The 25,347-nt window shown below is 61.4% G+C and carries 28 protein-coding genes; 23 read left to right on the top strand and 5 right to left on the bottom strand.

Annotation, left to right across the window (positions count from 1 at the left end; all coding sequences use genetic code 11):
- Window positions 1–221: 221 nt before the first annotated feature.
- Entirely contained in the window at window positions 222–788 is a 567-nt protein-coding gene (locus tag A0J57_RS06330; RefSeq protein WP_021245252.1) for a hypothetical protein, read from the bottom strand.
- Between the two features lie 221 nt (window positions 789–1,009).
- Between A0J57_RS06330 and A0J57_RS06335 the strand changes: the two genes are divergently transcribed.
- The 3 genes from A0J57_RS06335 (at window position 1,010) to A0J57_RS06345 (ending at window position 3,062) form a co-directional block, all read left to right on the top strand.
- Window positions 1,010–1,771 carry a LuxR family transcriptional regulator gene (locus tag A0J57_RS06335; RefSeq protein ID WP_022684250.1) on the top strand — a complete coding sequence of 254 codons (762 nt, stop codon included), beginning with the start codon at window positions 1,010–1,012 and terminating at the stop codon, window positions 1,769–1,771.
- Between the two features lie 16 nt (window positions 1,772–1,787).
- Entirely contained in the window at window positions 1,788–2,531 is a 744-nt protein-coding gene (locus A0J57_RS06340) for an autoinducer binding domain-containing protein (RefSeq protein ID WP_021245254.1), read from the top strand.
- A gap of 72 nt (window positions 2,532–2,603) precedes the next feature.
- Window positions 2,604–3,062, top strand: a complete 459-nt coding sequence (locus A0J57_RS06345) for an acyl-homoserine-lactone synthase (protein WP_235600802.1) — start codon at window positions 2,604–2,606, stop codon at window positions 3,060–3,062.
- Here the strand turns inward: A0J57_RS06345 and A0J57_RS06350 are convergent.
- From A0J57_RS06350 to A0J57_RS06360, 3 genes are all read right to left on the bottom strand, one after another.
- Window positions 3,050–4,618, bottom strand: coding sequence for an IS66 family transposase (locus A0J57_RS06350; protein WP_061934286.1), 1,569 nt, complete (start codon window positions 4,616–4,618; stop codon window positions 3,050–3,052). The two genes, A0J57_RS06345 and A0J57_RS06350, sit on opposite strands and share 13 nt — an antisense overlap.
- A gap of 67 nt (window positions 4,619–4,685) precedes the next feature.
- Complete coding sequence (tnpB, locus tag A0J57_RS06355) at window positions 4,686–5,039, bottom strand: IS66 family insertion sequence element accessory protein TnpB (RefSeq protein ID WP_017503620.1); 354 nt, start codon at window positions 5,037–5,039, stop codon at window positions 4,686–4,688.
- Window positions 5,036–5,458 (bottom strand): transposase, encoded by a 423-nt coding sequence (locus A0J57_RS06360; protein ID WP_125990383.1) that lies wholly within the window; start codon window positions 5,456–5,458, stop codon window positions 5,036–5,038. The genes tnpB and A0J57_RS06360 overlap by 4 nt, the downstream gene beginning before the upstream one ends.
- Window positions 5,459–5,513: 55 nt before the next feature.
- On the opposite strand from A0J57_RS06360, the gene A0J57_RS25905 reads away from it, so the two are divergent.
- The 18 genes from A0J57_RS25905 to A0J57_RS06440 all read left to right on the top strand — a co-directional run bounded on the left by A0J57_RS25905 (window position 5,514) and on the right by A0J57_RS06440 (window position 21,222).
- On the top strand, window positions 5,514–5,741 hold the full coding sequence (locus A0J57_RS25905; RefSeq protein ID WP_235600803.1) for a hypothetical protein: 228 nt from the start codon (window positions 5,514–5,516) through the stop codon (window positions 5,739–5,741).
- Window positions 5,742–5,751: 10 nt separating this feature from the next.
- The gene (locus A0J57_RS06365; protein ID WP_099186291.1) at window positions 5,752–6,699 is read left to right on the top strand and encodes a phytanoyl-CoA dioxygenase family protein; all 948 of its coding nucleotides are present in this window, start codon (window positions 5,752–5,754) and stop codon (window positions 6,697–6,699) included.
- 50 nt (window positions 6,700–6,749) lie between these two features.
- Window positions 6,750–7,091 (top strand): hypothetical protein, encoded by a 342-nt coding sequence (locus A0J57_RS06370; protein WP_021245257.1) that lies wholly within the window; start codon window positions 6,750–6,752, stop codon window positions 7,089–7,091.
- On the top strand, window positions 7,088–7,756 hold the full coding sequence (locus A0J57_RS06375) for a lytic transglycosylase domain-containing protein (protein WP_021245258.1): 669 nt from the start codon (window positions 7,088–7,090) through the stop codon (window positions 7,754–7,756). Before A0J57_RS06370 ends, A0J57_RS06375 begins: the two co-directional genes overlap by 4 nt.
- Window positions 7,753–8,091 carry a TrbC/VirB2 family protein gene (locus A0J57_RS06380; protein WP_021245259.1) on the top strand — a complete coding sequence of 113 codons (339 nt, stop codon included), beginning with the start codon at window positions 7,753–7,755 and terminating at the stop codon, window positions 8,089–8,091. The genes A0J57_RS06375 and A0J57_RS06380 overlap by 4 nt, the downstream gene beginning before the upstream one ends.
- Window positions 8,088–8,438, top strand: a complete 351-nt coding sequence (locus A0J57_RS06385; protein ID WP_021245260.1) for a type IV secretion system protein VirB3 — start codon at window positions 8,088–8,090, stop codon at window positions 8,436–8,438. Before A0J57_RS06380 ends, A0J57_RS06385 begins: the two co-directional genes overlap by 4 nt.
- Window positions 8,431–10,842 (top strand): VirB4 family type IV secretion/conjugal transfer ATPase, encoded by a 2,412-nt coding sequence (locus tag A0J57_RS06390; protein ID WP_021245261.1) that lies wholly within the window; start codon window positions 8,431–8,433, stop codon window positions 10,840–10,842. The genes A0J57_RS06385 and A0J57_RS06390 overlap by 8 nt, the downstream gene beginning before the upstream one ends.
- A 3-nt stretch (window positions 10,843–10,845) precedes the next feature.
- A complete protein-coding gene (locus tag A0J57_RS06395; protein ID WP_025546718.1) occupies window positions 10,846–11,562 on the top strand; it encodes a type IV secretion system protein in 717 nt (238 codons plus the stop codon).
- A complete protein-coding gene (locus A0J57_RS25910; protein ID WP_076605730.1) occupies window positions 11,562–11,765 on the top strand; it encodes an EexN family lipoprotein in 204 nt (67 codons plus the stop codon). Before A0J57_RS06395 ends, A0J57_RS25910 begins: the two co-directional genes overlap by 1 nt.
- 17 nt (window positions 11,766–11,782) lie before the next feature.
- Window positions 11,783–12,727 carry a type IV secretion system protein gene (locus A0J57_RS06400; protein WP_021245263.1) on the top strand — a complete coding sequence of 315 codons (945 nt, stop codon included), beginning with the start codon at window positions 11,783–11,785 and terminating at the stop codon, window positions 12,725–12,727.
- A 334-nt stretch (window positions 12,728–13,061) separates the two neighbouring features.
- Complete coding sequence (locus A0J57_RS06405) at window positions 13,062–13,760, top strand: virB8 family protein (RefSeq protein ID WP_021245264.1); 699 nt, start codon at window positions 13,062–13,064, stop codon at window positions 13,758–13,760.
- On the top strand, window positions 13,757–14,614 hold the full coding sequence (virB9, locus tag A0J57_RS06410; protein ID WP_021245265.1) for a P-type conjugative transfer protein VirB9: 858 nt from the start codon (window positions 13,757–13,759) through the stop codon (window positions 14,612–14,614). Before A0J57_RS06405 ends, virB9 begins: the two co-directional genes overlap by 4 nt.
- A gap of 3 nt (window positions 14,615–14,617) precedes the next feature.
- Window positions 14,618–15,841 carry a type IV secretion system protein VirB10 gene (gene virB10 / locus A0J57_RS06415; protein ID WP_021245266.1) on the top strand — a complete coding sequence of 408 codons (1,224 nt, stop codon included), beginning with the start codon at window positions 14,618–14,620 and terminating at the stop codon, window positions 15,839–15,841.
- Window positions 15,842–15,844: 3 nt separating this feature from the next.
- Window positions 15,845–16,849 carry a P-type DNA transfer ATPase VirB11 gene (gene virB11, locus A0J57_RS06420; protein WP_007684605.1) on the top strand — a complete coding sequence of 335 codons (1,005 nt, stop codon included), beginning with the start codon at window positions 15,845–15,847 and terminating at the stop codon, window positions 16,847–16,849.
- Complete coding sequence (locus A0J57_RS06425; RefSeq protein ID WP_021245267.1) at window positions 16,833–18,794, top strand: type IV secretory system conjugative DNA transfer family protein; 1,962 nt, start codon at window positions 16,833–16,835, stop codon at window positions 18,792–18,794. Before virB11 ends, A0J57_RS06425 begins: the two co-directional genes overlap by 17 nt.
- The gene (locus A0J57_RS06430) at window positions 18,784–19,647 is read left to right on the top strand and encodes an LPD7 domain-containing protein (RefSeq protein ID WP_015449348.1); all 864 of its coding nucleotides are present in this window, start codon (window positions 18,784–18,786) and stop codon (window positions 19,645–19,647) included. The genes A0J57_RS06425 and A0J57_RS06430 overlap by 11 nt, the downstream gene beginning before the upstream one ends.
- A gap of 45 nt (window positions 19,648–19,692) precedes the next feature.
- Complete coding sequence (locus A0J57_RS06435; protein ID WP_015449349.1) at window positions 19,693–20,385, top strand: HEPN domain-containing protein; 693 nt, start codon at window positions 19,693–19,695, stop codon at window positions 20,383–20,385.
- A 3-nt stretch (window positions 20,386–20,388) separates the two neighbouring features.
- Window positions 20,389–21,222 carry a DUF3883 domain-containing protein gene (locus A0J57_RS06440; protein ID WP_007684601.1) on the top strand — a complete coding sequence of 278 codons (834 nt, stop codon included), beginning with the start codon at window positions 20,389–20,391 and terminating at the stop codon, window positions 21,220–21,222.
- A 36-nt stretch (window positions 21,223–21,258) separates the two neighbouring features.
- Here A0J57_RS06440 and A0J57_RS26840 read toward each other — a convergent pair whose 3' ends face one another.
- Window positions 21,259–22,233: a YafY family protein gene (locus tag A0J57_RS26840; protein ID WP_235600804.1), complete on the bottom strand. Its 975-nt coding sequence runs from the start codon at window positions 22,231–22,233 to the stop codon at window positions 21,259–21,261.
- Between A0J57_RS26840 and A0J57_RS25915 the strand changes: the two genes are divergently transcribed.
- A complete protein-coding gene (locus A0J57_RS25915) occupies window positions 22,114–23,949 on the top strand; it encodes a DUF3320 domain-containing protein (protein ID WP_235600805.1) in 1,836 nt (611 codons plus the stop codon). The two genes, A0J57_RS26840 and A0J57_RS25915, sit on opposite strands and share 120 nt — an antisense overlap.
- 309 nt (window positions 23,950–24,258) lie before the next feature.
- Entirely contained in the window at window positions 24,259–25,260 is a 1,002-nt protein-coding gene (locus A0J57_RS06460; RefSeq protein ID WP_061934287.1) for an IS30 family transposase, read from the top strand.
- The last annotated feature ends 87 nt before the right edge of the window (window positions 25,261–25,347 follow it).

Here is a 25,347-nt window from a genome sequence, read left to right on the forward strand (position 1 = left end):
TACGATGGAGGTTTCGCTGGTTTGCACATTGAGTCACTAACCGTCCGCTTGTTTTCAGGCAAGCCAACTCGGCATGAGCAAAGCAATCTTGGCTTTTCTAATGAAGCGGGCGCGCTTTGCTTCGCGGATTGCCGTTGTAACAGCACGACGACAGTTAGCTCTGAAAACTCCAAGCCATCGGCAGGATCTCTGCCGGTGGTGCAGGGCGGACTGGCGTATCCTCACCTCATAAGAGCGAGTTCGCCCTGTGCGGCATGTTTCGTGAGACTGGTCGCAGACACGAGGCCCCGGGCGTCGCCGATCAAGGTATAGACGGCGTGGCGCTGCCCGCCGCGGTTTCGATGGTCGACGTGATAGCCCTGATAATGACGGCGCATGAGATCGGCGTTCACCAATTCGGAGACGGCGCGGCTGAGGTTACTCTTCCCGGTGGTTCGCATGCGTGCGCGCATTTCCTCTGCGATCGTTCGTTGCGTTTCCTGTGCATCGCCGGTGAGCATTCCACTTCTGTCCAGATCCCTACGAACGCGATCTGCCAACGCTGCGCTGCGGGATACTCGATGAGACATCGGTGTGAGCGCGTCGCAGAGCCAGTCGCGCAGCGAAACAAGCTCGTTGTCCCGCTTGATCCAGGGACCGGCGCTCCCGTCGGGGCCGGCGACCTGCGCAATCAAGTTGAGCAGCATGAAGGCATAGCGGGGACGGCTTGAGACCTGCGCCAATCTCTCGAGCACGGCTGCGATATCGCAGCTGCTGGAAGATTGGAGAGGAGCGCCGGGATGAAACATAACGCGACTGAATCAAGCACAGACGAGGATCAATGTGAATCCGAAATTCGCACCGTGGAGCGTCCTTTGTCGCCTATGACACTTTACCAGCAGGCAAAGTGTCATAGGCGATTCATCCAAGCAGGTTTGTTGCGAATCGTTCTCAACTCACCGTGATAATCGCGGAGCTGGCCGCTTAACGCTGGACGAGAAGTTCTTTTGGCGACGAGCTTCGACCGTCTATGGCGAACAGGATAAGAGACTGCGGCCGCCTGGACGACCTCACGCGTTTCGCACAGGAATGTGCGCGTGCTGGAAACCTCGGCGATTTGCAAGGCACGATCGATGCGGCCGTGCGCGAACTCGGCTTCCGCTGGTTCACGCTGCTCCACAATGTCGATCTTCGGCACGGAGGCGGGCAGCGCCTGTTCCTCACCACCTATCCGCCGGCCTGGCTCGAAGAGGTGCTCGAGGAGCGCCACTATATCGAGGACCCCATCCACGCGGCCTGCGCCCGCACGCCATCGGGGCTCGCCTGGGATCGGGTGGGCGACGTGCTTGAGCTTTCGTCGCGCCAGCGAAGCATCCTGAAACGCGCCAGGGATCATGACCTTGCAGCGGGCTATAGCTTGCCGATCAGGACGCCGGGTGAGCCTGAGGCGATTTTCACCGTCGCCCGACCGCGTGATGAACCGCTGGATGCGGCGGAAATTCTCACCGCCCGGTTGCTGGGATCGGTCGCTTATGACCGGGCGCGCGAACTGCTCGGCGAAGAGATAAGGACCTTGGCGTTCGTTTCCCTCAGTCCGCGCCAGGTCGAGTGCATCGCGTTCGTGGCCCAGGGTAAGAGCGATTGGGAGATTGCCCAGATTCTCGGGCTTAGCCGCGACACCGTGCATGAATATGTTGAATCCGCGCGTCGGCGCTACGGTGTGCGGCGCCGAACGCAGCTGGTGCTGCGCGCGGTTCGCGACGGTCATCTCAATATGGACGCGCTCCTGTGATCTCGCTCGGGCCGTGATGATCGGGCTTGGGCAAGTTCAGGACTTCTGCGCGGTCGCCGCGATAATCAAGGACAGCCAAGCACTGGCCGGCCTGATGGCCGAAATTACGCGTGCGATGGGCTTTCGGTACGTTTCTCTGGTCCACCATATCGACCTCAAGCCAGCGGTGAGCTCTGTCCATATCGTCGATTATCCACCAGAATGGGTGGAGCGTTTCCAGGCGCGTCGCCTCTATGCCAGTGATCCGATCCACCGGGCCAGCCATCGCACTAATATCGGCTTTGCCTGGTCGGCAGTGCAATCCCTTATCACGCTTAGTGCTGCTGATCGGTCGATCCTGGCGGAGGCGCACGACGCCGGGCTGGGCGATGGTTTCACGGTTCCTGCCCATATTCCGGGGGAAGTGAATGGGTCCTGCTCATTCGCCATGGGGTCAGGCGACGTGCTCGATCAACGACAGCTCCCGCTCGTCCAGCTGATCGGCAGCTTCGCATTCGAAGCCGCGCGCAGGCTTTCCCGTCAAACCCCAGCTCCATGCGAAGGCCCGTGCCTGACTGAGCGGCAGGCCGAATGTGTGGCGCTGGTAGCACGCGGGAAAACCGACTGGGAGATTAGCCAAATCCTCGGCATTGGGCAGGAAACGGTGATCCAGCATGTCAAGGATGCACGCGACCGCTACGGCGTGACGAAGCGCACGCTGCTGGCGATCCGCGCATTGTTCGATGGACAGATCAGCTTCGCAGATGTTTTCGGGCGATGATCTCCCCAGGACAGGGGATAACCGAAAGAACGCGGGCCTGATCGACTGACCGCCTCACCAAAGGAGGCTGTCATGCATATCGCAACCGGCGCTGCCCGCGCCATGGAAAACCGCCTGTTCTGTTCGATGTTCGAGGAACGCAAACGGGTATTCGTCGATCTTCTGCGCTGGGACGTGCCGGTCTTTGCCGGTCGTTATGAAATCGACCAGTTCGACAATGACCGTGCCGTCTACATCGTGATAGCCGACGCCGAGGGCGAGCATCTTGCCTCGGCGCGGCTGCTTCCGACGACCGGTGACCATATTCTCGGCACCATTTTCCCCGAGCTGTGCGAACAAGTGCCTCCCCGGGGTGGTGCGATCCTCGAGATCACGCGCTTTTGTCTTGCACGACGATTGCGCGCACGAGAGCGCCTGGAGGTGCGCAATCGGCTGGTGTCCGCGCTCGTCGAATATGCGCTCGGCAATCATATCGACAGTTACACCGTAAGCGCTAAAACACTCCCACAGGGGAGCGCTCAGGCGGCCTGATCGATGACGGGGCTGGCGGTGGCGCGACTATCTACCCAGTTGTAGGGGAGCAGATCATCGATGGGATCTGTGTCGCCGCACAGGACGATGCGTGCGAGGACATCGGCGAGGTAGGCCTGCGGGTTGATACCGCCCAGTTTGCATGTTTCGATGAGGCTGGCGAAGGTTGCCCAGTTTTCAGCCCCCAGGTCATGGCCTGTGAACAGGGCATTTTTCCGCTGGAGGGTAATTGGCCTGATTGAGCGCTCGACGGTATTGTTATCCAGCTCGATCCGTCCATCCTCAAGGAAGCGGACGAGGCCCTTCCAGTGGTTGAGTGTGTAACCGATGGCCTCGGCTGTATGGGAGCCGCGGGGTAGTTTGGGCAGCATTTCCTTGAGCCATGGCAGCATGTCCGCGATGATCGGAGCGGATTCAGCCTGGCGTACCGTCAGTCTGTATTCGGGGCTGGAGCCTCGGATACGAGCCTCGATCTTGTAGAGCCCGGCGATCCGCCGCAGGGCCTCATCGGCGACCGGTGCGTTGCCGCCCTTGGCATCATCGAAGTAGCCCCTCCTGACATGTGCCCAGCAGAAGGCGAGCGTTCCGGGACCGGCCCTTCGGTCCGGCGCCTCGATATGCTTGTACGCGCCATAGCCGTCGCACTGGACGATGCCGGTGAAGTCCCCGAGCAGCTTTTCCGCCCAGACTTTCCCGCGACCTGGCATGTAGGTGTAGGCGACAGCCGGTGGATCGGTGCCGCCATGCGCCCCATCATCACGAGCGATCGCCCAGAGATATCCTGTCTTCACCTTGCCAGTGCCGGGAGCCAGGACCTTCGCGGTGGTCTCATCCACGAACAGCCTCGCGCCCGACAGGAGGTCGGCCCTCATCCGGCTGGTCAGGCGGCCGAGCCAGGCGGCGGCTCTGCCTGCCCAGTTACACATTGTTCCCCTGTCGATCTCGATACCCTGGCGCCGCAGTGCCTGTGCCTGCCGGTAGAAGGGAGTGTGATCGGCATATTTCTTGACGAGAACATCGGCGATCAGCGCCTCGGTGGGCAGGCCGCCTGGCACTACATGCTTGGGCGCAGGCGCCTGGAACACGCCATCGCTGCATGCCCGGCACGCCATTTTCGGACGGGACGTCACGATGACGCGATACTGGACAGGGATGACATCGAGCCGGCTTGATATGTCGCTGTCGATGCAGTGCAGCACGCCTCCGCAGCAGGGGCATTCCGTCTCGTCAGGGAGGATCACTTCCTCGACACGGGCCAGATGTGCCGGCAGCGACGCCCGCGCTGTCCCGGGCTCCCTTCGCGCCCGTTCCTTCTTCTGTCCTGCGGCAGCCGCTGCCTGCTCGGCCAAAGCCTCCAGTTCAGCGCGGGCGACATCGAGATCGTCGAGGCCCAGCGCCAACTGATCTTCGTTCAGTTTCTCCGACCGTTTTCCGAATGTCGTCCGGGTAATCTGGTCAATGATATGCTGCATCCGAGCTTCACGCTCGAGGCCGGCCAGGACCATCGCCTTGAGGATGGCGACATCGTCAGGAAGGTCGGCTGCCGTGGCGGACATGCCCTATTTCTGGCAGTTTCCGGGCAGTCCGCAATGGCATTTCGATCAGGGGAATCAGGCTTGCGACCTATCGCGTCGTCACCGGAACCTGAGCGCGCGGCGTGTGCATTTTCGACCATTGCAGTCCTTCGAACAAGGCTGACGCCTGTGATGCCGACAGCCGCATCACGCCATCCTGCGCCCGTGGCCAATGGAAGGCCCCCGTCTGCAAGACTTTGCTCACGAGCACCAGGCCGCTGCCATCCCAGACCAGGAGCTTGATCCTGTTCGCCCGCTTGGAGCGGAAGATGAAGACCACCCCCGAGAAGGGCTTGAGTCCGAGTTCATGCTCGACCAGCGCCGCCAGGCTGACGGCCCCTTTCCTGAAGTCGACCGGCTTTGTCGCCACCATCACCTTGAGCGGCCCTGGCGGGATGATCATCCCGACCGGCTCACCGCGGCAAGCACACGGGCGATATGATCCTCGCTCGCCCCTGGCGGCACATGGATCGCCAGCCTTGCCGTGCGGATCACGATCTCATCGCCTCCACCATCAGCCGGGCCTGAGCCGCCCGCATCTTCTACCACCGCCGGGACGAAGCCCAGCTTTTTGCTGGCCAGGCGCTTGCCTGGAATGCTGTCATGCCGCCACGCATAAAGCTGCTGCGGCAGTAACCCATGCGTCCGTGCGATTTCTGCGATGTTGGCGCCGGGCTCAAAACTCGACGCTATGATCCGGGCCTTGGCCTCGGCCGACCAGCGGCGACGCGAAGGTCCCGCTGGAATGACATCCATACGCGAGGGCCGCTGGCCCTCCTGCCTTTCGAAACCTGTTTCGAATGTTCTTACATCATCAGCCACTACGATACCCCTCGGATGAGGGGCAAAACATAGACAGATCAGCAGCTACGAAAATGTGGGGAGGTTTTGGCGCTTACGTTACACCGGCGTTGCTGAGTGGTTCTGGTTCCAACAGATCCTGAGCTTTGGCTGGGCATGCCGTCCCCTCGGCCTGCCCGCCTCAACAAGCAGCCGCTGCCTTATCGCCTTACAGATCGACATCAATGGCAGCACCCGCGAGCAGCTGCAGGCCAGCGGCATCTGGCGCTCGGTCGGCCTTGCCGATCTTGCCAAGGCTGCTTGAAGAGGGCACCATGACAAATCTCTCCCCCTATCGCCCAGCTGCCGAACCTGCGGTCGATGACGATTTACAGCGGCACGGCTTCTGCGTGTTGCGGGACATCGCATCCAAGACAGAGGTCGCGGAGATCGATCAGGCCCTCGATCCGCGGTTTGCCGCCACACCCTTTTGCCAGGGCGGCTTCTACGGTCCGCTCACCAAGCGCTTTGGCGGCCTTTTGAAACGCGTACCCACTGTCGAGCGACTCGTGCGCCATCCTGCGATCATGCGCCTGGTGCGGTCGGTTCTCGACCCCTGGTGCGATACCATCCAGCTCAACCTCACGCAGGCGCTCGAACTGCATCCAGGAGCGCCGGCGCAGTTTCCTCACAGGGACCAGGATATGTGGCGCGGCCCGGCCGGCGAGCTCGAATATCTCGTCAACGTGATGTGGCCGATTTCTCCGTTCAAGGCTGAAAACGGCGCCACATTGATCTGGTCCGGGAGCCATAATGCCGGCTCCATGGTCAAGGACGCGCAGCCCATGGCGGTTGAGGCGGAGCCGGGCTCGGCGATCCTCTTCCTCGGTTCTACGCTGCATGGTGCCGGCGCCAACATGACCGGCGCGATCCGGCGTGGCATCATCGTCAGCTATTGCCTGGGCTGGCTGAAGCCCTACGAAAATAAATGGCTGACCTATCCGCCCAATGCGGCCCGTGCGTTCGATCCAGACCTTGCCGCGCTGGTCGGCTACCAGCAGCACCGTCCCAATCTCGGCAATTATGATGGCCAGTGTCCGTCCGTCCTGCTTCGGGGCGAACCGCCGGAATATCTGGCTGCCACCGATGCTCTGCGACCCGATCAGGAAAGTGCGCTGGCCGAATTTCTGGACCAGCAACGCACGAGCCTACTCCCCCCGGCTGGGGGGATTGCCGAAATCGGGGCCGGGCGGAACAAAAGAGAGGTGAAATCCAACGGATAGCTGACGCCAATTCCCGACGCGGGAGGTGTCTCTCACGGGGGAATGACCCGATGCAACGCGTGACTCTCAGCCTGGCGGTGCTCGCCATGGGCACCGCCCTTCAACCGACTCCCGCGCGAGCGAATGACTTGGGCTGCCAGGTTCTCCTGTGCCTTTCTAATCCTGGTGGCGCGACGCAATATGCCCAGTGCGTCGCGCCCATGACCAAGTTGTGGCAGCGCTTGGCCACCGGCGGCTCTTTTCCCGGCTGTAGCGGCGGCGGTGTTGCTCGTACCAAGGTCCACGATCGCGATTCCGCAACGCGGCGCCGGGTTGTCATGACTTTCAGCGATGGACGCCGCGAGACCTACTCGCTGGCCCATATCGAGCGGCTGCAGGATCTCGCTCGATGATCCTCGACGTCGCCAGTCTTCTCGCCCTTGCAGGCTCATGCGCGCCAAGCGTGGCGCCTGAGACGCTGATCTCGATCGTTCACACGGAAAGCCGATTCAACACGCTGGCGATCGGGGTCAACAGTCCGGGTGCGCGCAAGCCGGTGCCGGCGACGAGGGCACAGGCGATTGCCGCCGCGCGTCGCCTCATTCGCCAAGGCTACAACATCGATTTGGGCTTGGGGCAGATCAACAGCGCCAACCTCGGATGGCTGGGTCTGTCGGTGGAGGATGCCTTCGAGCCGTGCCGCAACCTTGCCGCCGCCGCGCGGGTGTTGACGACCAACTATCAGTCGGTGGCGCACTCCGCCCAGAGTTCGGACCATGCGATCGCAACAGCGCTCTCGCTCTACAATACTGGCGATCGGCGGCGCGGCTTTCGCAATGGTTATGTCGCCCGGGTCTATGCCAGCGCGTCAACCGTCATTCCCCTGATCCGCGGCAGGCACCCAGCGTCGGTGATGACCGCGCCTGTCCGGCTTGCCGATGCGGTGATCGCCAAACCGCAACCCACTGCGCTCGCTGCGACGCAGGCCGCTGGTTGGAACATCGCCGCAGATGCCCGGCAAGCCTCGCTCATGGTCTTCGGGGACGGGACAACTTCTCAGAAAGGACAGCATCCATGACAGCGATCACCGCCCGCCTGGGCTCCCAGCCCCAATGGGCGCGTCTTCTGCTGCGCATCGCCGGCATCGTCGGCCTGGCGATGCTTCTCTCGTTGCTGCTGAGTGATCCTGCTCATGCGCAAGGTGCGGACGGCATCACCTCCATGGCCGAGAACATCAAGACCTGGCTAACGGGAACCTTTGCCAAGACGATTGCGGTGATCGCCGTCGTCATCGTCGGCTTCATGTTCTTCACCGGACGGGCGAGCCTCGGCCTTTTGGTGACGGTCATCGTCGGCATTTTCATCGTCTTCAGCGCGCAGTGGATCGTCGATACCATCACCGGTGGCGCGTGAAGGAGGCCGCGCCCTCGAACGAGCGGCTGCGCGAGGAAACGCTTTTCCTTGCGGTGACCCGGCCGACGATGTGGCTGGGCGTGCCGCTCGAAGCATCCTTGCCGATTGCGCTTGCTGCCTGTCTCACCCTGATCGTCAGCGGCAATCCGCTTTACGCGGGGGCGATCGGCGGCGCGTGCCTCGCGGTGGCGCGCCTCATCGTGCGCCACGACGCCAATGCCTTTCGCCTGCTATGGTTATGGACTTTGACCAAGGCGCGCTGCCGGAACCGCGGCTGGTGGGGCGGCAGTTCCTATTCGCCGCTGCCGGTCGCGGGGATGAAGCGCAAGGGTTTCGCGCGTGGCTAGCGCCGCCGCCCAGCTGCCGCCGCGCAAGACGCCTTGGCGGGTTCTGACCCGAGAAGCGGAGCCCGGGCGCTATCTTCCCTATGCCCGCCATGTGACGCCCGATGTGATTGCGCTTGATAGCGGCGATCTCATGATGATGTTCCGCCTCGAAGGCATGGCTTTCGAGACGGCTGATCCGATCCACCTCAATGATTGGCACGAGAAGCTCAACGGCACTTGGCGCAACATCGCCGACGATCGGCTTGCGATCTGGACCCACATCGTCCGCTCAGCCGTAGGGGACTATCCCGAAGGGCAGTTCCGCTCAAAGTTCGCCGCCGAGCTCGACGCTAAATATCGGGCGCGCGTCACCGCCAAGCGGATGTTCGTCAATGAGCATTATCTGACGCTTCTCATGCGTCCGGCAGTCGGATCGGCCGACCGGACCGGGCTGCTGCTCAAGCGGATCGCGAAAGCCAAGGCCGCAGAGGAGGAGGTCGATCCCGATGAACTGGCGCGCTTCGAGGAGAAGGCGCGCGACATCGAGAAGCTGCTCCGCCGCTGCAGTCCGGCGCGCCTTGCTCTCTACGAGCATAATGGCCTGATCTTCTCCGCCCCGCTTGAGGTGCTCGAGCAAGTGATGATGGGTGCGCGATCCAGGGTTCCGCTCGTCCGCGGGCATCTGGGATCCGCGCTTTACGGCGAGCGCGTGATCTTCGGACGTGAGACGGTCGAGATCCGTGCCCATGACACGAGCCGCTGGCAGGGAATCTTCGGCATCAGGGAATATCCCGCGCTGACGCGCCCGGGACAGATGAATGCCTTGCTCGGCCAGGATTTCGCCTTCGTCGTCTCGCAATCCTTCACCTTCATGGGCAAAGCGCGGGCAGCCGAACGTCTGCGCCGCCGGCAAAACCAGATGGCCTCGACCGAGGATGCCGCAGCGAGCCAGGCGCTCGATCTCGCCGATGCAGCCGACGATCTGCAAAGCAACCGGTTCGTGCTCGGGGAGCATCATTTCTCGCTGGCGGTCTTCGCCGACAGCCAAAGGCGACTTGCCGACAATCTCTCGGCCGCGCGCGCGGCACTGGCCGATGCTGGTTTGGTGGCGGCGCGCGAAGGACCAGCGCTCGAAGCAGCGTTTTGGGCGCAGCTGCCCGGAAATTTCGCATGGCGGGCGCGGCCAGCGGCGATCACCTCGCGCAATTTTGCTGCCTTGGCGCCGTTCCATACCTATCCCGCAGGCCGGGCCAAGGGGAACCATTGGGGGCCTGCGATCGCCATGATGAAGACGGCCGCGCAATCGCCCTATTATTTCAACTTCCATGTTGGCGACTTGGGTCACACACTGATCATCGGTCCTTCCGGCGCGGGCAAGACCGTCGTCCAGAATTTTCTGATGGCGCAGCTCGAGAAGACGGGCGCGCAGCAGATCTTCATCGACAAGGACCGCGGCGCGGAGATCTATGTCCGATCCGCGGGCGGGATCTATCTGACGCTGAAGAATGGTGAGCCTACGGGTTTCGCTCCGCTGCGGGCACTCGACTATGGTCCGCGCAATCTTGTCTTCCTGGGGCGCCTGATCCGGCAGCTGGTGACGCCGGTTGGAGGCCAACTCGGCGTCACGCAGGAGCGCATGATCGATGAGGGGCTGGCCTCGCTCGGACGCCTTGCGCCGGAGGACCGCTCCATTCTCGCGCTTCGCCAGCTGCTCGGTCAGCGCGACCCGGAAGGCATCGGTGCCCGGCTGGAGAAATGGGCGCGGGGCGGTTCGCTCGGCTGGGTGTTCGACAATGAGATCGACGCTTTGTCGCTGGAGGCGCCGTTCGTCGGCTTCGACATGACCGATTTTCTCGACAACCCCGAAGTGCGCACGCCGCTCATGATGTACATGTTCCACCGGATCGACGGTCTCCTCGACGGCCGGCGGCTTGTGATCGATATCGACGAATTCTGGAAAGCCTTGGGGGACGATGCGTTCCGCGCCTTCGCGCAGGACGGCCTCAAGACCTACCGCAAGCAGAATGCCTTTCTTGTCTTCGGCACGCAAAGCCCTGCGGATGCGCTGCGTTCGGACATTTCGCACAGCATCATGGAGCAGGTTGCGACCAAGATACTGCTTCCCAACCCCTATGGCCGCGAAACGGACTATGTCGATGGACTGGGTCTGACCCAGGCGGAATTCAAGCTCATCCGCCACGATCTGAATCCGGAATCCCGCCGGTTCCTGGTCAAGCAAGGCCATGACTCAATCGTCGTCGAGCTCGATCTTGGCGGTCTCTCCGACGAGCTGGCAGTTCTCTCGGGCACCACGGAAACGGTGACGCTGCTCGATGCCATCCGCGCCGAGGTCGGCGACGATCCCGAATACTGGCTGCCCCTCTTTCACCAGCAGCGTCGATCTCCATCGAGCAGGAAAGGATGAGCTATGCGTAAAGGCGGATTCGCAGCGATCGGTGCGATTATCCTGGGAACGGCGGGTCCGGCCGCCGCCCAGGGCATACCGGTCTATGACAGCTCCGGCTATTTGCAGGCGCTCGCCACGGTCAAGAACACCCTGTCCATGATCGACCAGGGCAAGGAGCAGATCGCCGAGGCCAAGCAGCTCTACGGTAGCTTCAATCAGGTCACCGACGTCAATGGCATTGCCCCGTCGCTATCGACCGATGCCATGCGCCATCTTCTGCCGCCTGAGGCCCGCGACCTCGGCAGGCTGATGTCGTCGGAAAATGCCAGCCTGGGATCGCTTGGCAGTGCCGCGACCCGCATTCGCGATGCCAACCGCATTGCACTGCCGGAGCTGCGGCCTGGCGCATCCGCTTATGAACGGGCGTCGCGCGACAACCTGTTGCGAAACGGCGATCTGGCCGCCCGCGATGCTGCGATAGCGGAGTCGGCCTACGGCGTCTCGGCCCAGCGCACCGCAGGCTTGGAAGAACTGCGCACCTCGCTCGATACGGCTTCGGACGCCAAACAGGTCATGGACATCCAGGCAAGGGTAGGGGTCGAAAACGCCCATATCCAAAATGATGCCCTGCAGTTGCAGGCGCTGCGGATGCGGCAGGAGTCAGGACGTCGTCTTCAGATGCAGCGCGACGATGAGCAGGATTTAGCCGACCTATCGGCAAGTTTGGGAGGCTCGTAATGCTCCGGGCCATTGTCGTAAGCGTTACTTTGGTTGGCTTGCTCGGGTGCAAACCGCCGACCGGAAAAGATGAGTATCGCAGTAACTCCGATCTGCGGAATCAAACGCTCAGGGATTGCGCGAACGGAACCCATCCAAGTTCCCGCGAGTGCGTCAATGCTCAGGACGTTAAAGATCTCGATGACCTGAAGCGGTCACTTTGACGGCGAGCTGACCCGCAATGGCCTCTACACTGTTCAACGATTTCTATATGCAGGTCGACAATCAGTTAGACCTGTTCCTCAACGAGCGTCTTCAAAACGTCGTTGAGGTTGTTCGCGGGCCGCTCGCCGTTGGGCTTGTTATTTATATCGCTTTGTTCGGCTACATGGTGATGCGCGGCATTATTAGCGAACCCTGGGGCGAACTATTCTACCGAATGGTCAAGCTCTGCCTGCTGTATATTGCCGCAACGACGGTCGCCTATTCCGAGTGGATCACCACGCCTCTTTTTCATGGGATGCCGGACGCACTCTCGCAGGCACTCTCCGGGCGGACCATCACCAGCGTGGGCGCTGCATTTGATGACTACTTCAATCAAGTCGACAGCATAGTTCTCATAATTCGCGCCAAAGCTGCGACGTATATTGAAATTAATCCGATGCGTTTGGTGCTGATCGCTCTAGCCGTTTGCCTCTACGCGCTGGCAGGATTGTCTGCCGCGATCGGTTTTTCAATTACTATTTTTGCCAAAATAGCGCTGGCCATTATTATAGCTCTCGGGCCAATTTTCATTGCACTTGCATTGTTCGAACCTACGCGCCGCTTCTTTCATGGATGGCTCGGGCAGGTCTTCAACTACATAGTCCTCATGGGAGTGATCATCGCGATCACGACGCTCATTTCTGATTTGGGCAGCATCGCAATCGCGGCTGCAGAATCAAAAGCTGATGTGACAATCGGTGCGGTTCTTTTCGCCGTTTATCTCTTCCTCGGGACCATTTTCTTTTTCCAGGCTCCGGCCATTGCCACCGGCATTGCGGGCGGCGCCGCTGCGGGGGTTGGTGCCTTCGCCGGGACCGCCTGGGGGACGATGGCATCTCCCCTCCGACAACGCCGCATTGCGCGCAACAGCCGCAATCTGGAGCGCGCCGCTCGTCGGGGCGGCTCCATCGAAGCGGCATAGTGAGACATCACCATGACCTTGCCCTGTCCTCAAAAATCGACGTTCACCATCCGCCAGGTTACTTTCTGCCTGATCGGCAGCCTTCCACTGCTGGGCCTCGCGGCATGCGCGTCCGGACCCAAGAAGCTGGCCGTTTGCAACGGGCACCATCTGCGTGACGTGAACATCTATGGGAGCGTTCTGCCCGGATCGCCGGTGCGGGCGACTACAGCGCCGCGCCCTGCGCCGCCCATTCCTCCCTTGTCTCATCCGCAGGTGGGCGATCCACCGCCTCCGCCCGCAGTGCCAGCGCCTCCGGACGACAAGGTTTCCTTTGCGCCAAAGGACATTCGTTATGCGAGTTGCTGACGATGACGCGGAGGCGGTGCCTACTTCCGGGCTCAAACGCTATTTCCAGGAAGCGCGAAGCTGGGACCAGGACAGGGTTCGATCGGCATTGCGATCGACGCGTATTGCTTGGACCGTGGCGACGGTAACCTCGATCCTTGCGGCCGCATCCATTTTTGCTGTCGCCGCGCTGGCCCCGCTCAAGACCGTCGTGCCCTATGTCATTCGGGTCAATCAGACTACGGGCGCGGTGGATGTCCAGACGGCGCTGACCCAGCGGCCGATGCGCTATGATGAAGCGGTCACCAAATACTTTCTCGCGCAATATGTCCGGACGCGTGAAAGCTGGATACCGGCGGCTGCCGAGGAGAATTTCCGCTTCGTGACAATCCTGTCGCAGCCGGCGGAGCAGCAGCGCTGGGCACGCTTCTTCAGCAACAACAATGCTGCCAGTCCCCAGAACGCCTGGGGGAAAAACGCAGTCGTCCAGGCGCGGGTGCGCAACATCGCCTTCATCAATGATCGGGTTGCCAATGTGCGATTCACACGGATCGTCCAGACCGAGACGGATACGCAGAGCAGCGATTGGATCGCCACGGTCACTTTCGCCTATGCCAACGCGCCGATGGCCGAAGGTGATCGCTATCGGAACCCGCTCGGCTTCCAGGTCGAGAATTACCGCTCCGACCCGGAGGTAGTCCGATGAAAACATTGGTCGCTGCGGTTTTCATCGCGTTTGCATCCCTTTCTGCTGCCCATGCGGTTGAGGTCCCGCGTGGCGCTGCGTCTGACCCACGCGTCAAGTTCGTCGATTATGAGGAAGCGCAGGTCTATCGCATCGTCGGGACCTTCCGGACAGCAACCCAGATTGTCCTCAGCGAGGACGAAACGATTCAGCACGTAGCGCTGGGCGACACCGTCTCCTGGGAGGTGGCGGTGGCCGGCCACATCTTGTTCCTCAAGCCGCGCGAACGCGCTGGACCGACCAACCTTATCGTCACCACGTCTCGCGGCGGAACCTTAAGAAGCTATGCCTTTGAACTCACGGCTCGTAGTGGTCCGATCATCGGCCGCAACGGCCAGGCCTATTTCCAGGTCCGCTTCCGCTATCCGCGGGACGAGGTGGCGCGGGCCGAACGCCTGAGAGCGGCACAGATCGCGATGCAAGCGGCGGCGCTGGAGGCCCAGGCTGTTCGCGGTGCCCTCGACCATGCGGTGATCGAGGGTCCGCGCAACATGAATTATAAGGTGCAGGGTTCGAGCGATTTGCAGCCGTCGGAGGTCTCCGACAATGGCCAATTCACGGTTTTGCGGTTTCCGGCGAACCGGGAAGTTCCTGCCATTTATCTGGTGAGGCCAGACGGGTCCGAAACCCTGGTTCCCTTCGACGTTCGCGATGAATTCGTCGTCGTTCATTTGGTGGCGCGCCAACTGCGCCTGCGCCGGGGCGGCGAGGTGCTGTGCATCTATAACCAGGCGCCCGAACCTTATGGCGTCGATCATGGAACGAATACCGGATCGTCTCACGTCGAGCGCACCATCTCCCATCCGCAGGAATGAACCATGGCCGATGAACCGTCCCCTGTCGTGCGCCCGCTGCCCGGTGCCGATCCAACGCCCGAAAGGCACGAAATTCTTCACGAGCGTGGAATCGAGCCGATCGGCGGCACGACGCCCGCGCGGCGCAACACCGCGCTGATCTTCGCCGGCACGGCAATGGTCCTGGGCATTCTCTGGGTGAATTCCGGCACGGGCCAGCAATCCTCGTCTCGTGACCTCACCGCGCCGGCAGGTGCAGCCCGGGAACGACCCGATATCGTCGCTCGGGAAACAGTCGATTATGCCGCGGTCGCCCCTCAACGCCGACCGCTCGGGGCTGCCCGCGCGGACCCCAACGCGCCGGTGCTCAATCCTGCCGCTGGCGTTCCCGGACCTGAAGGCCAAATTGTGCCCGCCATGCAGCCGGGCGCGGCACCGAGCGGGACCAGTGCCGCTCGGCCAACGCTTGCCGAGCAGGCGCGGCGGTCCACGCTGATCGCCTATGGAGGTCGCGATCTTGGCCGCGAGGCCGGCGCGCCCACAGCTGCAGGGGCTGCCGGGGAAGCGCCCGACAACGCTGCCGGAGCGCCAGAGAGCGGCGAGGGCAGGGCGCCCAACGCGCTCGATCTTTTGCGGCAAAGCTCCTCGACCGGGGAAGCGCGGGCCTCGATGCTGCCGAACCGCAATTTTCTGATTACGGCGGGCACATTGATCCCCTGCATTCTGCAAACCGCCATCAATTCCGCGCAGCCCGGTTACACGTCCTGCCTGATCCCGCGAGACGTCTATTCCGAGAATGGCCGGGTCGTACTCATGGAAAAGGGCACGCGCGTTCTCGGCGAATATCGCGGCGGCATCCAGCAAGGGCAAAATCGCCTGTTCGTCCTCTGGACGCGAGCGGTAACGCCCCAGGGCGTGCGGATCGATCTTGCCTCGCCTGGCTCCGATGCACTCGGCCGAGCCGGGCTTGCAGGCGCGGTCGACAGCTTCTTCTGGGCGCGTTTTGGCGGCGCCCTGCTCCTCTCACTCGTCGATGATGCCGCCTATATCGCCGGACAGGCCGCCTCGAGCGGCAATGGCAATTTCAACAATGTGACCCGGGCGCCCAGCGAAGGCGCGGCGATTGCCTTGCAGAACAATATCAATATCCGGCCGGTCCTGAAGAAGAATCAGGGCGAGGAGGTCGGCATCTTCGTCGCCAAGGATTTCAACTTCGCCGACGTCTACAATCTGGAACTGCGGCGGTAAGCCATGCGCGATACCGCCGTCCTGCGCCACTATCTCGCGCCGCTCCTGCCCCTCCTGGAACCGGAGGATGTCACGGAGCTGGTGGTCAACCGCCCGGGAGAAGCGGGGATCGAGGACCGCCAAGGGTGGCGCTGGCAGGAGATGCCGGAGCTGGACAGCGACTGGCTTTCTACCCTGGCTGTTGCCGCGGCGAGCTTCACGCACCAGGATATCGATGGTCAGTCTCCGATCTGTTCGACAGTCCTGCCGGGCGGCGAGCGCTGCCAGATCGTCATACCGTCGGTCACCCCAAGCGGTTGCCCTTCCTTCACGATCCGCAAACCGTCGACCGTGACCCTGCCGATCGACCAACTGGCTGGGGCCGGGCTGTTCCGGATGACGCGCGCCAGCGCCAAGGGTCTCACCGATGTCGATGCGCGGTTAGTGGCGCTGCGCGACGCGGGCGACTGGCCGGAATTCTTCAAGGTCGCCGTTCCGGCACGCAAGAACATTCTGGTCAGTGGCGCCACGGGTTCGGGAAAGACGACCCTCGCGAAAGCGCTCATCCAGCTTATCCCACCGGAGGAGCGGTTGCTCACCATCGAAGACACCCGTGAGCTGGTCGTGCCTCATCGCAATGTCGTCCATATGGTCTATTCGAGCGAGGGGCAGGGCCTGGCCAAGGTTGGCGCCAAGCAGCTGCTCGAAAGCGCGCTGCGCATGCGGCCCGACCGCATCCTGCTCCAGGAGCTGCGTGACGGCACCGCCTTCTTCTATCTAAGGAACGTCAATTCCGGGCATCCCGGATCGATCACGACCGTCCACGCCGGTTCACCCGCCGGCGCGTTCGAACAGCTGACGCTGCTCGTCAAGGAATCGGAAGGCGGCCGCGATCTCGCCCGCGACGATATTCGCGGACTCCTTCGCATGCTCGTCGACGTCGTTGTGCAGACACGCCGTCACGGCGGGCGGTTTGAGGTCGACGAGATCTATTTCGAGCCGAGGATGGGCGATGCTGGCGCAGCGTAGTCCCTGGGCGATTGGCCTGTGCGTGATCGGCGCAATTCTGTTGTGGGCTGTCATTACCCTGTTCGTTGCCTTGTTCGGACTCGGGCAGATCGGACCTAATATCGATCTCGGCACTCTGCCGGCCTGGCTCTGGTATTATCGTGGTGATCCACTGCTCGGGGATTGGATCAAGCGGGGTGCGATGGCCGGCGCCGCCGTAATCGCGCTTCTTGTCCTCACGATCCTGCGGCGAGGCCCATCCTTGCACGGCAGGGCTCGGTTTGCACGCGAGGGCGAAATCCGACGCGAGGGGCTGCGTGCCCCGTCTGGCATTGTCGTTGGACGCAAAGCAGGGCGTTTCCTCATTTTCGGCGGAAACGAGCATGTCCTGCTCGAAGCGCCGACGCGCGCCGGGAAGGGCGTCGGTGTTGTCATCCCCAATCTGCTGACCTGGCCGGATTCGGTCGTCGTGCTCGATGTGAAGCGGGAGAATTGGAGTACCAGCGCCGGTTATCGCCAACGTGCCGGTCAATCGGTTTACCTCTTCGATCCGTTGGACCCTGAAGGGCGGACGGCACGGTACAATCCCCTGGCGCATATCCGGCGAGCCGATGACACCGAAGTCGTCAACGAGCTTCAGAAAATCGCAGTCATGCTCTTCCCCGCGCCGGAACGATCGGACCCGTTTTGGGCCGAAGCGGCGCGGGCGGCCTTCATCGGCGTCGGCGCGCTCGTTGCTGCCAATCCTGGCATGCCCTTCACGATCGGCGAGATCTATCGACGGCTGACCACTGGGGATCCCAAGAGCGATCTTCCCAAGGCCCTGGAAGAGGCGAGGGGGGCAGGACAGCGCCTAAGTCAGGCATGCGTCTCGGCAATCCAGGATTTCGCCTCGGCTTCGGACAACACCTTTTCCGGGATCAAGCAGACGATCACGGCGCGGCTCAATCTCTGGCTCAACCCCGTGGTCGATGCCGCGACCTCGGCAAGCGATTTCGACCTGCGCGAAGTCCGGGCGCGGCGCATGTCGATCTATCTCGGTGTCTCGCCCGACAATATCGACCGGATCGCGCCGGTTTACAGCCTCTTCCTGCAGCAGCTGGTGGATCTCAACACGCGCGATTTGCCCGACGCTGCCAGCAATGTCCCAGTCCTGATCCTGCTCGATGAATTCGCAAGGCTGGGGAAGGCCTCGGTCATCGCGGGCGGCTTTTCCTATGTCGCTGGATACGGCTTGCGCCTGCTGCCGGTGATCCAGAGCCGGGCGCAGCTGCGGGCCATTTATGGTCCCGATGTTACCGACGAAATCATCGCCAATTGCGGGCTTGAGGTGGTGTTCACGCCCAAGGAGCTGAAGGTCGCGAACGAGCTTTCAGAGCGGCTCGGCTTCTTCACGATGAATGTAAAATCGCGCAGCCGAACGATTCATGGGCTGTTGGCCAATCGCAGCATATCGGAATCCGATCAGCGCCGCGCCCTCCTGCTGCCGCAGGAGCTGATGCAGATGCCCAAGACCGAGCTCTTGTTGCTGCGCGGCGGGATCGCGCCGGTTCGTGGCAGGAAGATCGCCTTTTATCGAATGCCGCGCTTCACAAGGCGCGTGTTGGCGCCGCCCATTCTGCCGTCGCGGCCTATCCCCGCTGCTCAGCCCCCAACTGTTCTGCCGCCAGGCAAGCATCAGGTGGTGTCCCCTTACAATGACGCGGAGAAATCAACGGCGAAGAGCACGGGCGGGGCCTTGCTGGAAGAGACCAAGATGCGGGAAATGACCGATGGTGAACTGGCGGGGGCGGCTAAGATTACCGATGATATGTTGGTCCTGGGCAACCTGACCGACTTGCCGCCGCCCGGCGATGAGGCAGCGGCCATCGCTTTTGTGTCATCGATGATCGAGCGGGCGCTCGTGCAGACGGAAGGGGCGTCATCTTCACCCCTCATCCAGGAAAGGACAGATCATGGCCGCTGAAAAACCTGTGGTGCCACGCGGTATGAGCAAGCGTAGCAATACGATCGCTCAGGACGCGGCAGCCAAGTCGGCGAACGCGGCGCAATCGTCGCCCGAAGCAACCAAGAAGGGGAAGTCGATCGATCCGTCCGTTCTCCAGGCGGCGTCGTCTGGTGACATTCCTGATGCCTTGCGAAAGCGCTATTTCTCCACGACGAACAAATGGTCGGGCGAGCCTGCTTATTTCACGAGTGCGCAGGCTAAGGAACCGGCGTTCCGTGACCAGGGCAGACGGCTCATCACCTCCAGCGAGAGCGACGAAGTTGTGCGCGATCTCGTTGCCATCGCTCGCCATCGCGGGTGGTCACACGTCCATGTTACCGGCAGTGAGACGTTCCGAAGGGCAGCGTGGCTCGAAGCCAGTCGCCAAGGTTTGGAAGTACGGGGATATCGGCCGAGCGAACGGGATTTGCAGGAGCTGGATCGCGTGCGGCGCGATGCTAGTCGCAACAGCATCGCCCCTGCCGTCACTGCGCCGGCGTCGCGCGAACCTGGGCGGGATCGACGCCAGCCCGATGAGGCGTCTAGGCAAACATCGTCGGAGCAAAGCCGGGTGAAGAATGCGCGGGCGGCCCAGAGCCAGCTTCGCGTGATTGAGACGGTGGTGCGCGCGGCCTTGTTCGACAATCCCGATGCCGTTGCCAGGGTAATGAAGGTGGCAAACGACAAGGTGCAAACGCATCTGCAGGCAGGTCGGCAGTTTCAGGCAGCCAAGGTGCGGGACACCTCGGTCCGGGCGGTTGAGCCGTCAGGCCGGAACCGGCAGGAACCCGGCAAGGAACGAGCGCCGCTGCAACGATCTCGAGGCCGTTGATCGAGAGGGATTGAGCCTGACCAGCAAGGCTTTACCATATCGGTCATGGCCTATCGCTATCCGCCCGGCAGCCCGCTGCACCATGAGATCTTGAAGGCCAAGCAGCGCGAGCTGCGTGGCGATTTTCCGGAGCCGCTGACGCTCAGGGTGCATCGCGCGCTGTCGTGGCTGCGCCGTGCCGAGGCCGAGCAGGCCGATGAGGATGTACGTTTCATCCTGCTCTGGATCGGCTTCAACGCTGCCTATGCCGGCGACGTTGAAGCATCGCGGGTGATTGGTATCCCCGAGGGTGAGCGGGGATTGTTCCAGGCCTTTTTCGCAACCCTTGTGGGCTTTGATGGCAAACATCGCATCTACGACATGGTCTGGCAGCGCTTCCCTCAGGAAATCCGGGTGCTGCTCGCAAACCGCTATGTCTTCCATCCCTTTTGGCAGCATCACAATGGTGCGTCCGGCTATGCCGACTGGGCTGACAGGCTCGAGCGGTCGCGGACAGCGATAGGCGCCGCACTGCGCGATCATGACACGGCCAGGATACTCTCGATCCTGTTCGACCGGCTTTATGTGCTGCGCAACCAACTGGTGCATGGTGGCTCGACATGGAACAGCGATGTCAATCGCGCCCAGGTCAGGGATGGCGCCGCGCTGCTCGGCTGCTTGCTGCCGATCTTCATCGATCTCATGATGGACAATGCCGGGCATGAATGGCCGATGCCGAACTACCCGGTGGTGGAGTAGGGCGTGGCGGAAGTCTGGTCCGATCAGGAAATTGATCACATCGTCGCCGACTATTTCGCCATGCTCACCGACGAGCTGGTTGGTCGCTCCTTCAATAAAGCGGCGCGAAACCGCGATCTTCAAGCCGTGATCGACCGTAGCAAGGGCTCAATCGAGTTCAAGCATCAGAACATCAGCGCGGTCTTGCTCGGCCTTGGTCAGCCTTGGATCGAGGGCTATAAGCCGGCCGCCAATTTCCAGAATGCGCTGGTCGATGGCGTCCTGCGGTGGTTGGAGGCGCGGACCGAATGGCTGGCTCCCGACAGGCTCTCACGAGCTGCCCTGAACGTACCGGAAGCGCAAGGATCACTGCGGATCGGGCCGCCGCCCACGGTGCGCAACGAACCGTCGCCGATCGATCCAGCGTTCATGGCCGCGATCGGCCGCAAATATGATGTCGCCGAGCGCGACGCGCGCAACCGGGCGCTTGGCAAGGCGGGTGAAGAATGTGTGCTGCATCACGAGCGCCGTCATTTATCTGCCGCGGGCCGCGACGATCTCGCGGACAAAGTCCGCTGGACATCTGTGCAGGATGGCGATGGTTTTGGCTTCGATATCCGGAGCTTTGAGGCGGACGGGCGCGAGAAGCTGATCGAGGTCAAGACCACCAACGGATGGGAGCGCACGCCTTTTCATATCTCTCGCAATGAGCTGGCCGTCGCCGATACGAGGCGCGAGGAATGGTGCCTCATGCGGCTGTGGAATTTCGCCCGTGCGCCAAGCGCCTTCACGCTGCGCTCGCCCCTGAGCGATCACGCACAATTGACGGCGACCAGCTTCCTCGCCGAGCTCAATTGAAAACCGCCGCCACGAAGGGCGATACAAATCGGTCAATCAGGGCAGGGCCGGGAAGTCGGGACGCGCGTGGCCTTCGACCAGCGCCCGCAACCCCGCCGGTTCCAGCACCTCGACCTTGTCGCCCCATTGATAGAGATGCCAGGCCATTTCCAGCCAGCCTGCGGCTTTAAACCGGACAATCAGACTGCCGTCGTCCCGATATTCGGCCGACTGGTTGGGGTGGAACTGGAATTCCGCCGCACGCGAGGCTGCCTCGGGAAGAAACCGCCAGACGATCTCGCCATATTGGGCGGGGTCCTGATAAGCGCCGAAGGCCTGCGCCGCATGATCGTTCAAGGAAAAGCCGGATTGGATGGGAAAACTCTCATCGAGACATTCGGCGCTGTGAATGCGGTCCAGGCGAAAATGGCGGAGATTCTCGCCTCGATCAGCCTGGCGAGCAACGAGATAGCTGCGCAATCCCAGCAAGAGCCCATGCGGCTCGACCGTCCGGGTTTCTGCATCGGTGTCGCCATAGACAATGCGCATCTTGAACGGTCCGCGCAGCGCCTCGATCAGAACGTCGGTGACCTCAGGTCTCATCGCGACCTTTGGGCCTGGCCGCGCCACTTGGCTCAAAGCCGATAGCACCGCCTCCGCATCGGCTTCCGAGCGCAGCGCGTCGCGCGGGGAGAGGCGCGTGATCAGGCTGTCTCTTAGATCTTCCAGCGCACGGGCATGGCGGAGCCGGTTCTCATCACGGGCTGCGCGAGCGGCGATTTCCAGAGCCTCGATGGTGTTCTCCTGGCGCGGTTGCAGCCGCTCAGGGATGGGACTTTGCCGATGGCATCCGAGCGGCTGGATCCGCCTTTGATTGACGTTTTCGTGGAGGACGGCTTCCGCAAGGGAGACGTGAATGTTCCCGAGGCGGAATTCATCGTCTCTGAGATCGCGGCGATCGCGGAAGACGAAAGGATGTCGAAGCGAACGATCGGCGTCACCACATTGCTGGGTCAGAACCAGGCCGCGCACATTTACAAGGAGATCGAGCAGCGTCTCGGAACTGAGGTGATGGAGCGCCACACAATTCGGGTTGGTGATCCGACCGCTTTCCAGGGTGATGAACGGGACATCATGTTCGTCTCGTTGGTGGCACAGCGGGAGGATAGCCCGCTCTCAGGCAATCGATATGAACAGCGCTTCAACGTCGCCTTGTCGCGGGCTCGAGATCGAACCTACCTTGTTCGCTCGGTTGAGCTCGATCAGCTGCGCACGAGCGATCAACTGCGTCGATCCCTCCTGGAGCATTTTCGATGCCCCTACCCGGCTGAAACTTCTGATCTGAAGGATCGGCGTGATCGGTGCGAATCCGATTTCGAGCGGGAAATGTTCGACTTGCTTTGCGAACGCGGCTTCCGGGTCAACACTCAGGTTCGTGTCGGAAACTTCAGAATCGATCTCGTGGTCGAGGGTGACAACGACCAGCGCATTGCCATCGAATGCGACGGGGATCGCTACCACGGGCCCGACAAGTGGCCAGATGACATGATGCGCCAGCGTATCCTTGAGCGTGCCGGTTGGACGATCTGGCGTTGTTTTGCCTCGCGTTTCGTTCGCAATCGGCAGGTAGTAGTCGATGAAGTTGCCGCATTTCTTGCCGCGCGGGGAATTGAACCGATCAACGATGGCGAAGAATGGATAAGCCGCCATACAGAATTGCGGACTTGGCGGCTTCCGTCGCCTGAAGATGCTGAGCCTGCACCTGCCGTAGGGCAATCACCGCCTGATGATGGTGAAACCGATGATGCTTGGCCGGCGCCAGCTCAAAATACGGGTGTCCTCAGCGCCGCCGAAGCGCCTGATTTCAATATGAACTTGACGCGTGTCACCGAGTCACAAGTTCAGGATGCCATTCTCAATCTGATGTCTGATAAGCTCGTTTGGTCCAATGGTGAGTTAAAAAGGGCGCTCGTGGACGTCTTGGCTCTGTCCGATGCTGATCGGGCACCCGCCAACTTTCGCCCGGGCGAGGAAAAGTGGGAAGAACTGGTAAACAATGCCCTTTCCCCTTCTCGTGGAAATTCGCTTCATTCAAAGGGCTTGGTCAAGAGCGCAGGGCGCGGCCTGCATGTCCTGTCTGATGACGATATGGCAGGGCCCGTCGACAAAGCCGCCGTGGTCCGCCCCTCCAGCCCCGAGGATGGCGAGAAAAGTTATTCGCCTCCTGCAATCGAAATCGGCACCGAATACCAAATCGCCTCTCTGGTTGTTCCATTGGAAGAGATCGAACAGATCTATCAGCCAGAGTATAAGCCAAGACTTGAAAGGCTGATCGACGCCACACTTCAGGCCGAGGGGCCAATGTATGAAGACATCCTGATTGAAAGGATCGCCCGCGCTCACAAAAAGGAGCGAGCAGGCCGGATTATTCAGGATATCGTTACACAGGCAATTTCCGATCGTCATCCATCGGTGCAAGAAGATGGCCGGAACGTGGTATTCCACGAAACGATGGATACTGGCCAGTTGGTTGCGTATCGACCGGCCCGATCAGATTGGCGATCTCACCGCGACATTCCTCTCATTGAACTCGCGAGCCTGGCGTTGCCTCTTGTCCGAAGAGGCAAGGCGGAAGCCGATGTCCTTGCCCATTTTGCACGGACTTTCAGCTTGGCTCGATTGCGGGAGCCTACGAGGAAGCGGTTTGAAGCTGCTATCGCAATGGCAAAAGCGACGCGCGAGAATTGATGTCAGGCTTGTGAACGCCCTGCGTTATCGCGGCCGTGCAAGAAAGCTGGCAGCCGTCGAACGTGGGCACCCCACTACTGAAGCTCAAACTACGGCAATTTAACATAAGAAATATTATCAAACTTTTATCGTTTTATAGGTGGATTCTATTTCGAAGTGCGAAATCCTAGGTTTTATAAGGGTTTGATCCCTTTTCCAGGAAGGCACGCAATGAACGGCTATCAGCATCTGGGTTTNGGTGGATTCTATTTCGAAGTGCGAAATCCTAGGTTTTATAAGGGTTTGATCCCTTTTCCAGGAAGGCACGCAATGAACGGCTATCAGCATCTGGGTTTGGACGAGCGGCGCGACATTTATCGATTGGCAGCAACCGGACGGTCAGCACAGCAAATTGCTGACGCGCTGTGTCGGCATCCTTCGACGATTTATCGAGAGCTCAAGCGCAACCGCCATCTGGATGAGAATCCGCTGTTTCGCGGCTATTTTCCGACTGTCGCACAGACCATGGCGCGCGGGCGTCGAGTTCGTGGCGGGAAGATCGCTCGCCAACCGGAACTCGCCGCTTATATCGCTGATCGCTTGTCGGCCGCCTGGTCGCCAGAACAGATTGCGGGTTACCTGCGGCGTCATCGGGGCAACCGGGAGGCGGTGTGCCACGAGACCATTTACCAATATGTCTATGGACCTGATGGACGCCACCAGAAGCTGTGGCGCCATCTTCCCGTTGCCCGCCGTTCTCGACGGCAGCGCTACGCTCGTAAGCCACGCGGTCTCCATATTCCTGTGGCCAATACGATCGGCGCACGTCCGCAGGAAATTGCGGATCGCAGCAGCTTCGGACATTGGGAAGGCGATCTCCTGATCTTCCGGAGAGAATATGGCAAAGCCAACCTCACCTCGCTGGTCGAACGCTGCAGCCGCTTCACCTTCCTCGCGCGTAATCCGAGCCGACATTCTGCCGGTGTCATGGCCGGGATCGATCGGCATTTGCGCGGCATCCCCCCTTCCCTCCGGCGTAGCATCACCTTTGATCGCGGCACGGAATTTGCGGCTTTTGCGACACTGCGAAACAGGCTCGGCGTCACCAGTTATTTCTGCTTACCGTCCGCGCCCTGGCAGAAAGGCGGCGTGGAAAATTGCAATGGCCGAATACGGCGCTTCCTGCCCTCCAACACCGACATTGCGCTCCTGTCGGACAAAGAGATCCAGGCCGTCGCCGATCGCCTCAACAGCACACCCCGCAAGTGCCTGGGCTATCGCACCCCGCACGAGGTCCTGGGAGAACAGATCGCCCTCCTCAAGGCCGGATAAATTTTGCCATCCGGGGTGGGGCTCGCCCCACCCCGGATGAAATGCTACGCATCACCTCGGGTGTCGCGCTTCAAATGGAAACCGCCA

Source organism: Sphingobium sp. 22B (assembly GCF_001580035.1).
GTDB classification, from domain to species: domain Bacteria; phylum Pseudomonadota; class Alphaproteobacteria; order Sphingomonadales; family Sphingomonadaceae; genus Sphingobium; species Sphingobium fuliginis.

Coding starts and splice junctions, on each gene's coding strand:
- virB10 (WP_021245266.1), top strand. CDS start 14,618: ATGGCCGATGAACCGTCCCCTGTCGTGCGCCCGCTGCCCGGTGCCGAT.
- A0J57_RS06425 (WP_021245267.1), top strand. CDS start 16,833: ATGCTGGCGCAGCGTAGTCCCTGGGCGATTGGCCTGTGCGTGATCGGC.
- A0J57_RS25910 (WP_076605730.1), top strand. CDS start 11,562: ATGCTCCGGGCCATTGTCGTAAGCGTTACTTTGGTTGGCTTGCTCGGG.
- A0J57_RS06330 (WP_021245252.1), bottom strand. CDS start 788: ATGTTTCATCCCGGCGCTCCTCTCCAATCTTCCAGCAGCTGCGATATC.
- A0J57_RS06380 (WP_021245259.1), top strand. CDS start 7,753: ATGACAGCGATCACCGCCCGCCTGGGCTCCCAGCCCCAATGGGCGCGT.
- A0J57_RS06340 (WP_021245254.1), top strand. CDS start 1,788: ATGATCGGGCTTGGGCAAGTTCAGGACTTCTGCGCGGTCGCCGCGATA.
- A0J57_RS06370 (WP_021245257.1), top strand. CDS start 6,750: ATGCAACGCGTGACTCTCAGCCTGGCGGTGCTCGCCATGGGCACCGCC.
- virB11 (WP_007684605.1), top strand. CDS start 15,845: ATGCGCGATACCGCCGTCCTGCGCCACTATCTCGCGCCGCTCCTGCCC.
- A0J57_RS06395 (WP_025546718.1), top strand. CDS start 10,846: ATGCGTAAAGGCGGATTCGCAGCGATCGGTGCGATTATCCTGGGAACG.
- A0J57_RS06430 (WP_015449348.1), top strand. CDS start 18,784: ATGGCCGCTGAAAAACCTGTGGTGCCACGCGGTATGAGCAAGCGTAGC.
- tnpB (WP_017503620.1), bottom strand. CDS start 5,039: ATGATCATCCCGCCAGGGCCGCTCAAGGTGATGGTGGCGACAAAGCCG.
- A0J57_RS06405 (WP_021245264.1), top strand. CDS start 13,062: ATGCGAGTTGCTGACGATGACGCGGAGGCGGTGCCTACTTCCGGGCTC.
- A0J57_RS06375 (WP_021245258.1), top strand. CDS start 7,088: ATGATCCTCGACGTCGCCAGTCTTCTCGCCCTTGCAGGCTCATGCGCG.
- A0J57_RS06460 (WP_061934287.1), top strand. CDS start 24,259: ATGAACGGCTATCAGCATCTGGGTTTGGACGAGCGGCGCGACATTTAT.
- virB9 (WP_021245265.1), top strand. CDS start 13,757: ATGAAAACATTGGTCGCTGCGGTTTTCATCGCGTTTGCATCCCTTTCT.
- A0J57_RS06365 (WP_099186291.1), top strand. CDS start 5,752: ATGACAAATCTCTCCCCCTATCGCCCAGCTGCCGAACCTGCGGTCGAT.
- A0J57_RS06350 (WP_061934286.1), bottom strand. CDS start 4,618: ATGTCCGCCACGGCAGCCGACCTTCCTGACGATGTCGCCATCCTCAAG.
- A0J57_RS06345 (WP_235600802.1), top strand. CDS start 2,604: ATGCATATCGCAACCGGCGCTGCCCGCGCCATGGAAAACCGCCTGTTC.
- A0J57_RS06435 (WP_015449349.1), top strand. CDS start 19,693: ATGGCCTATCGCTATCCGCCCGGCAGCCCGCTGCACCATGAGATCTTG.
- A0J57_RS06400 (WP_021245263.1), top strand. CDS start 11,783: ATGGCCTCTACACTGTTCAACGATTTCTATATGCAGGTCGACAATCAG.
- A0J57_RS06335 (WP_022684250.1), top strand. CDS start 1,010: ATGGCGAACAGGATAAGAGACTGCGGCCGCCTGGACGACCTCACGCGT.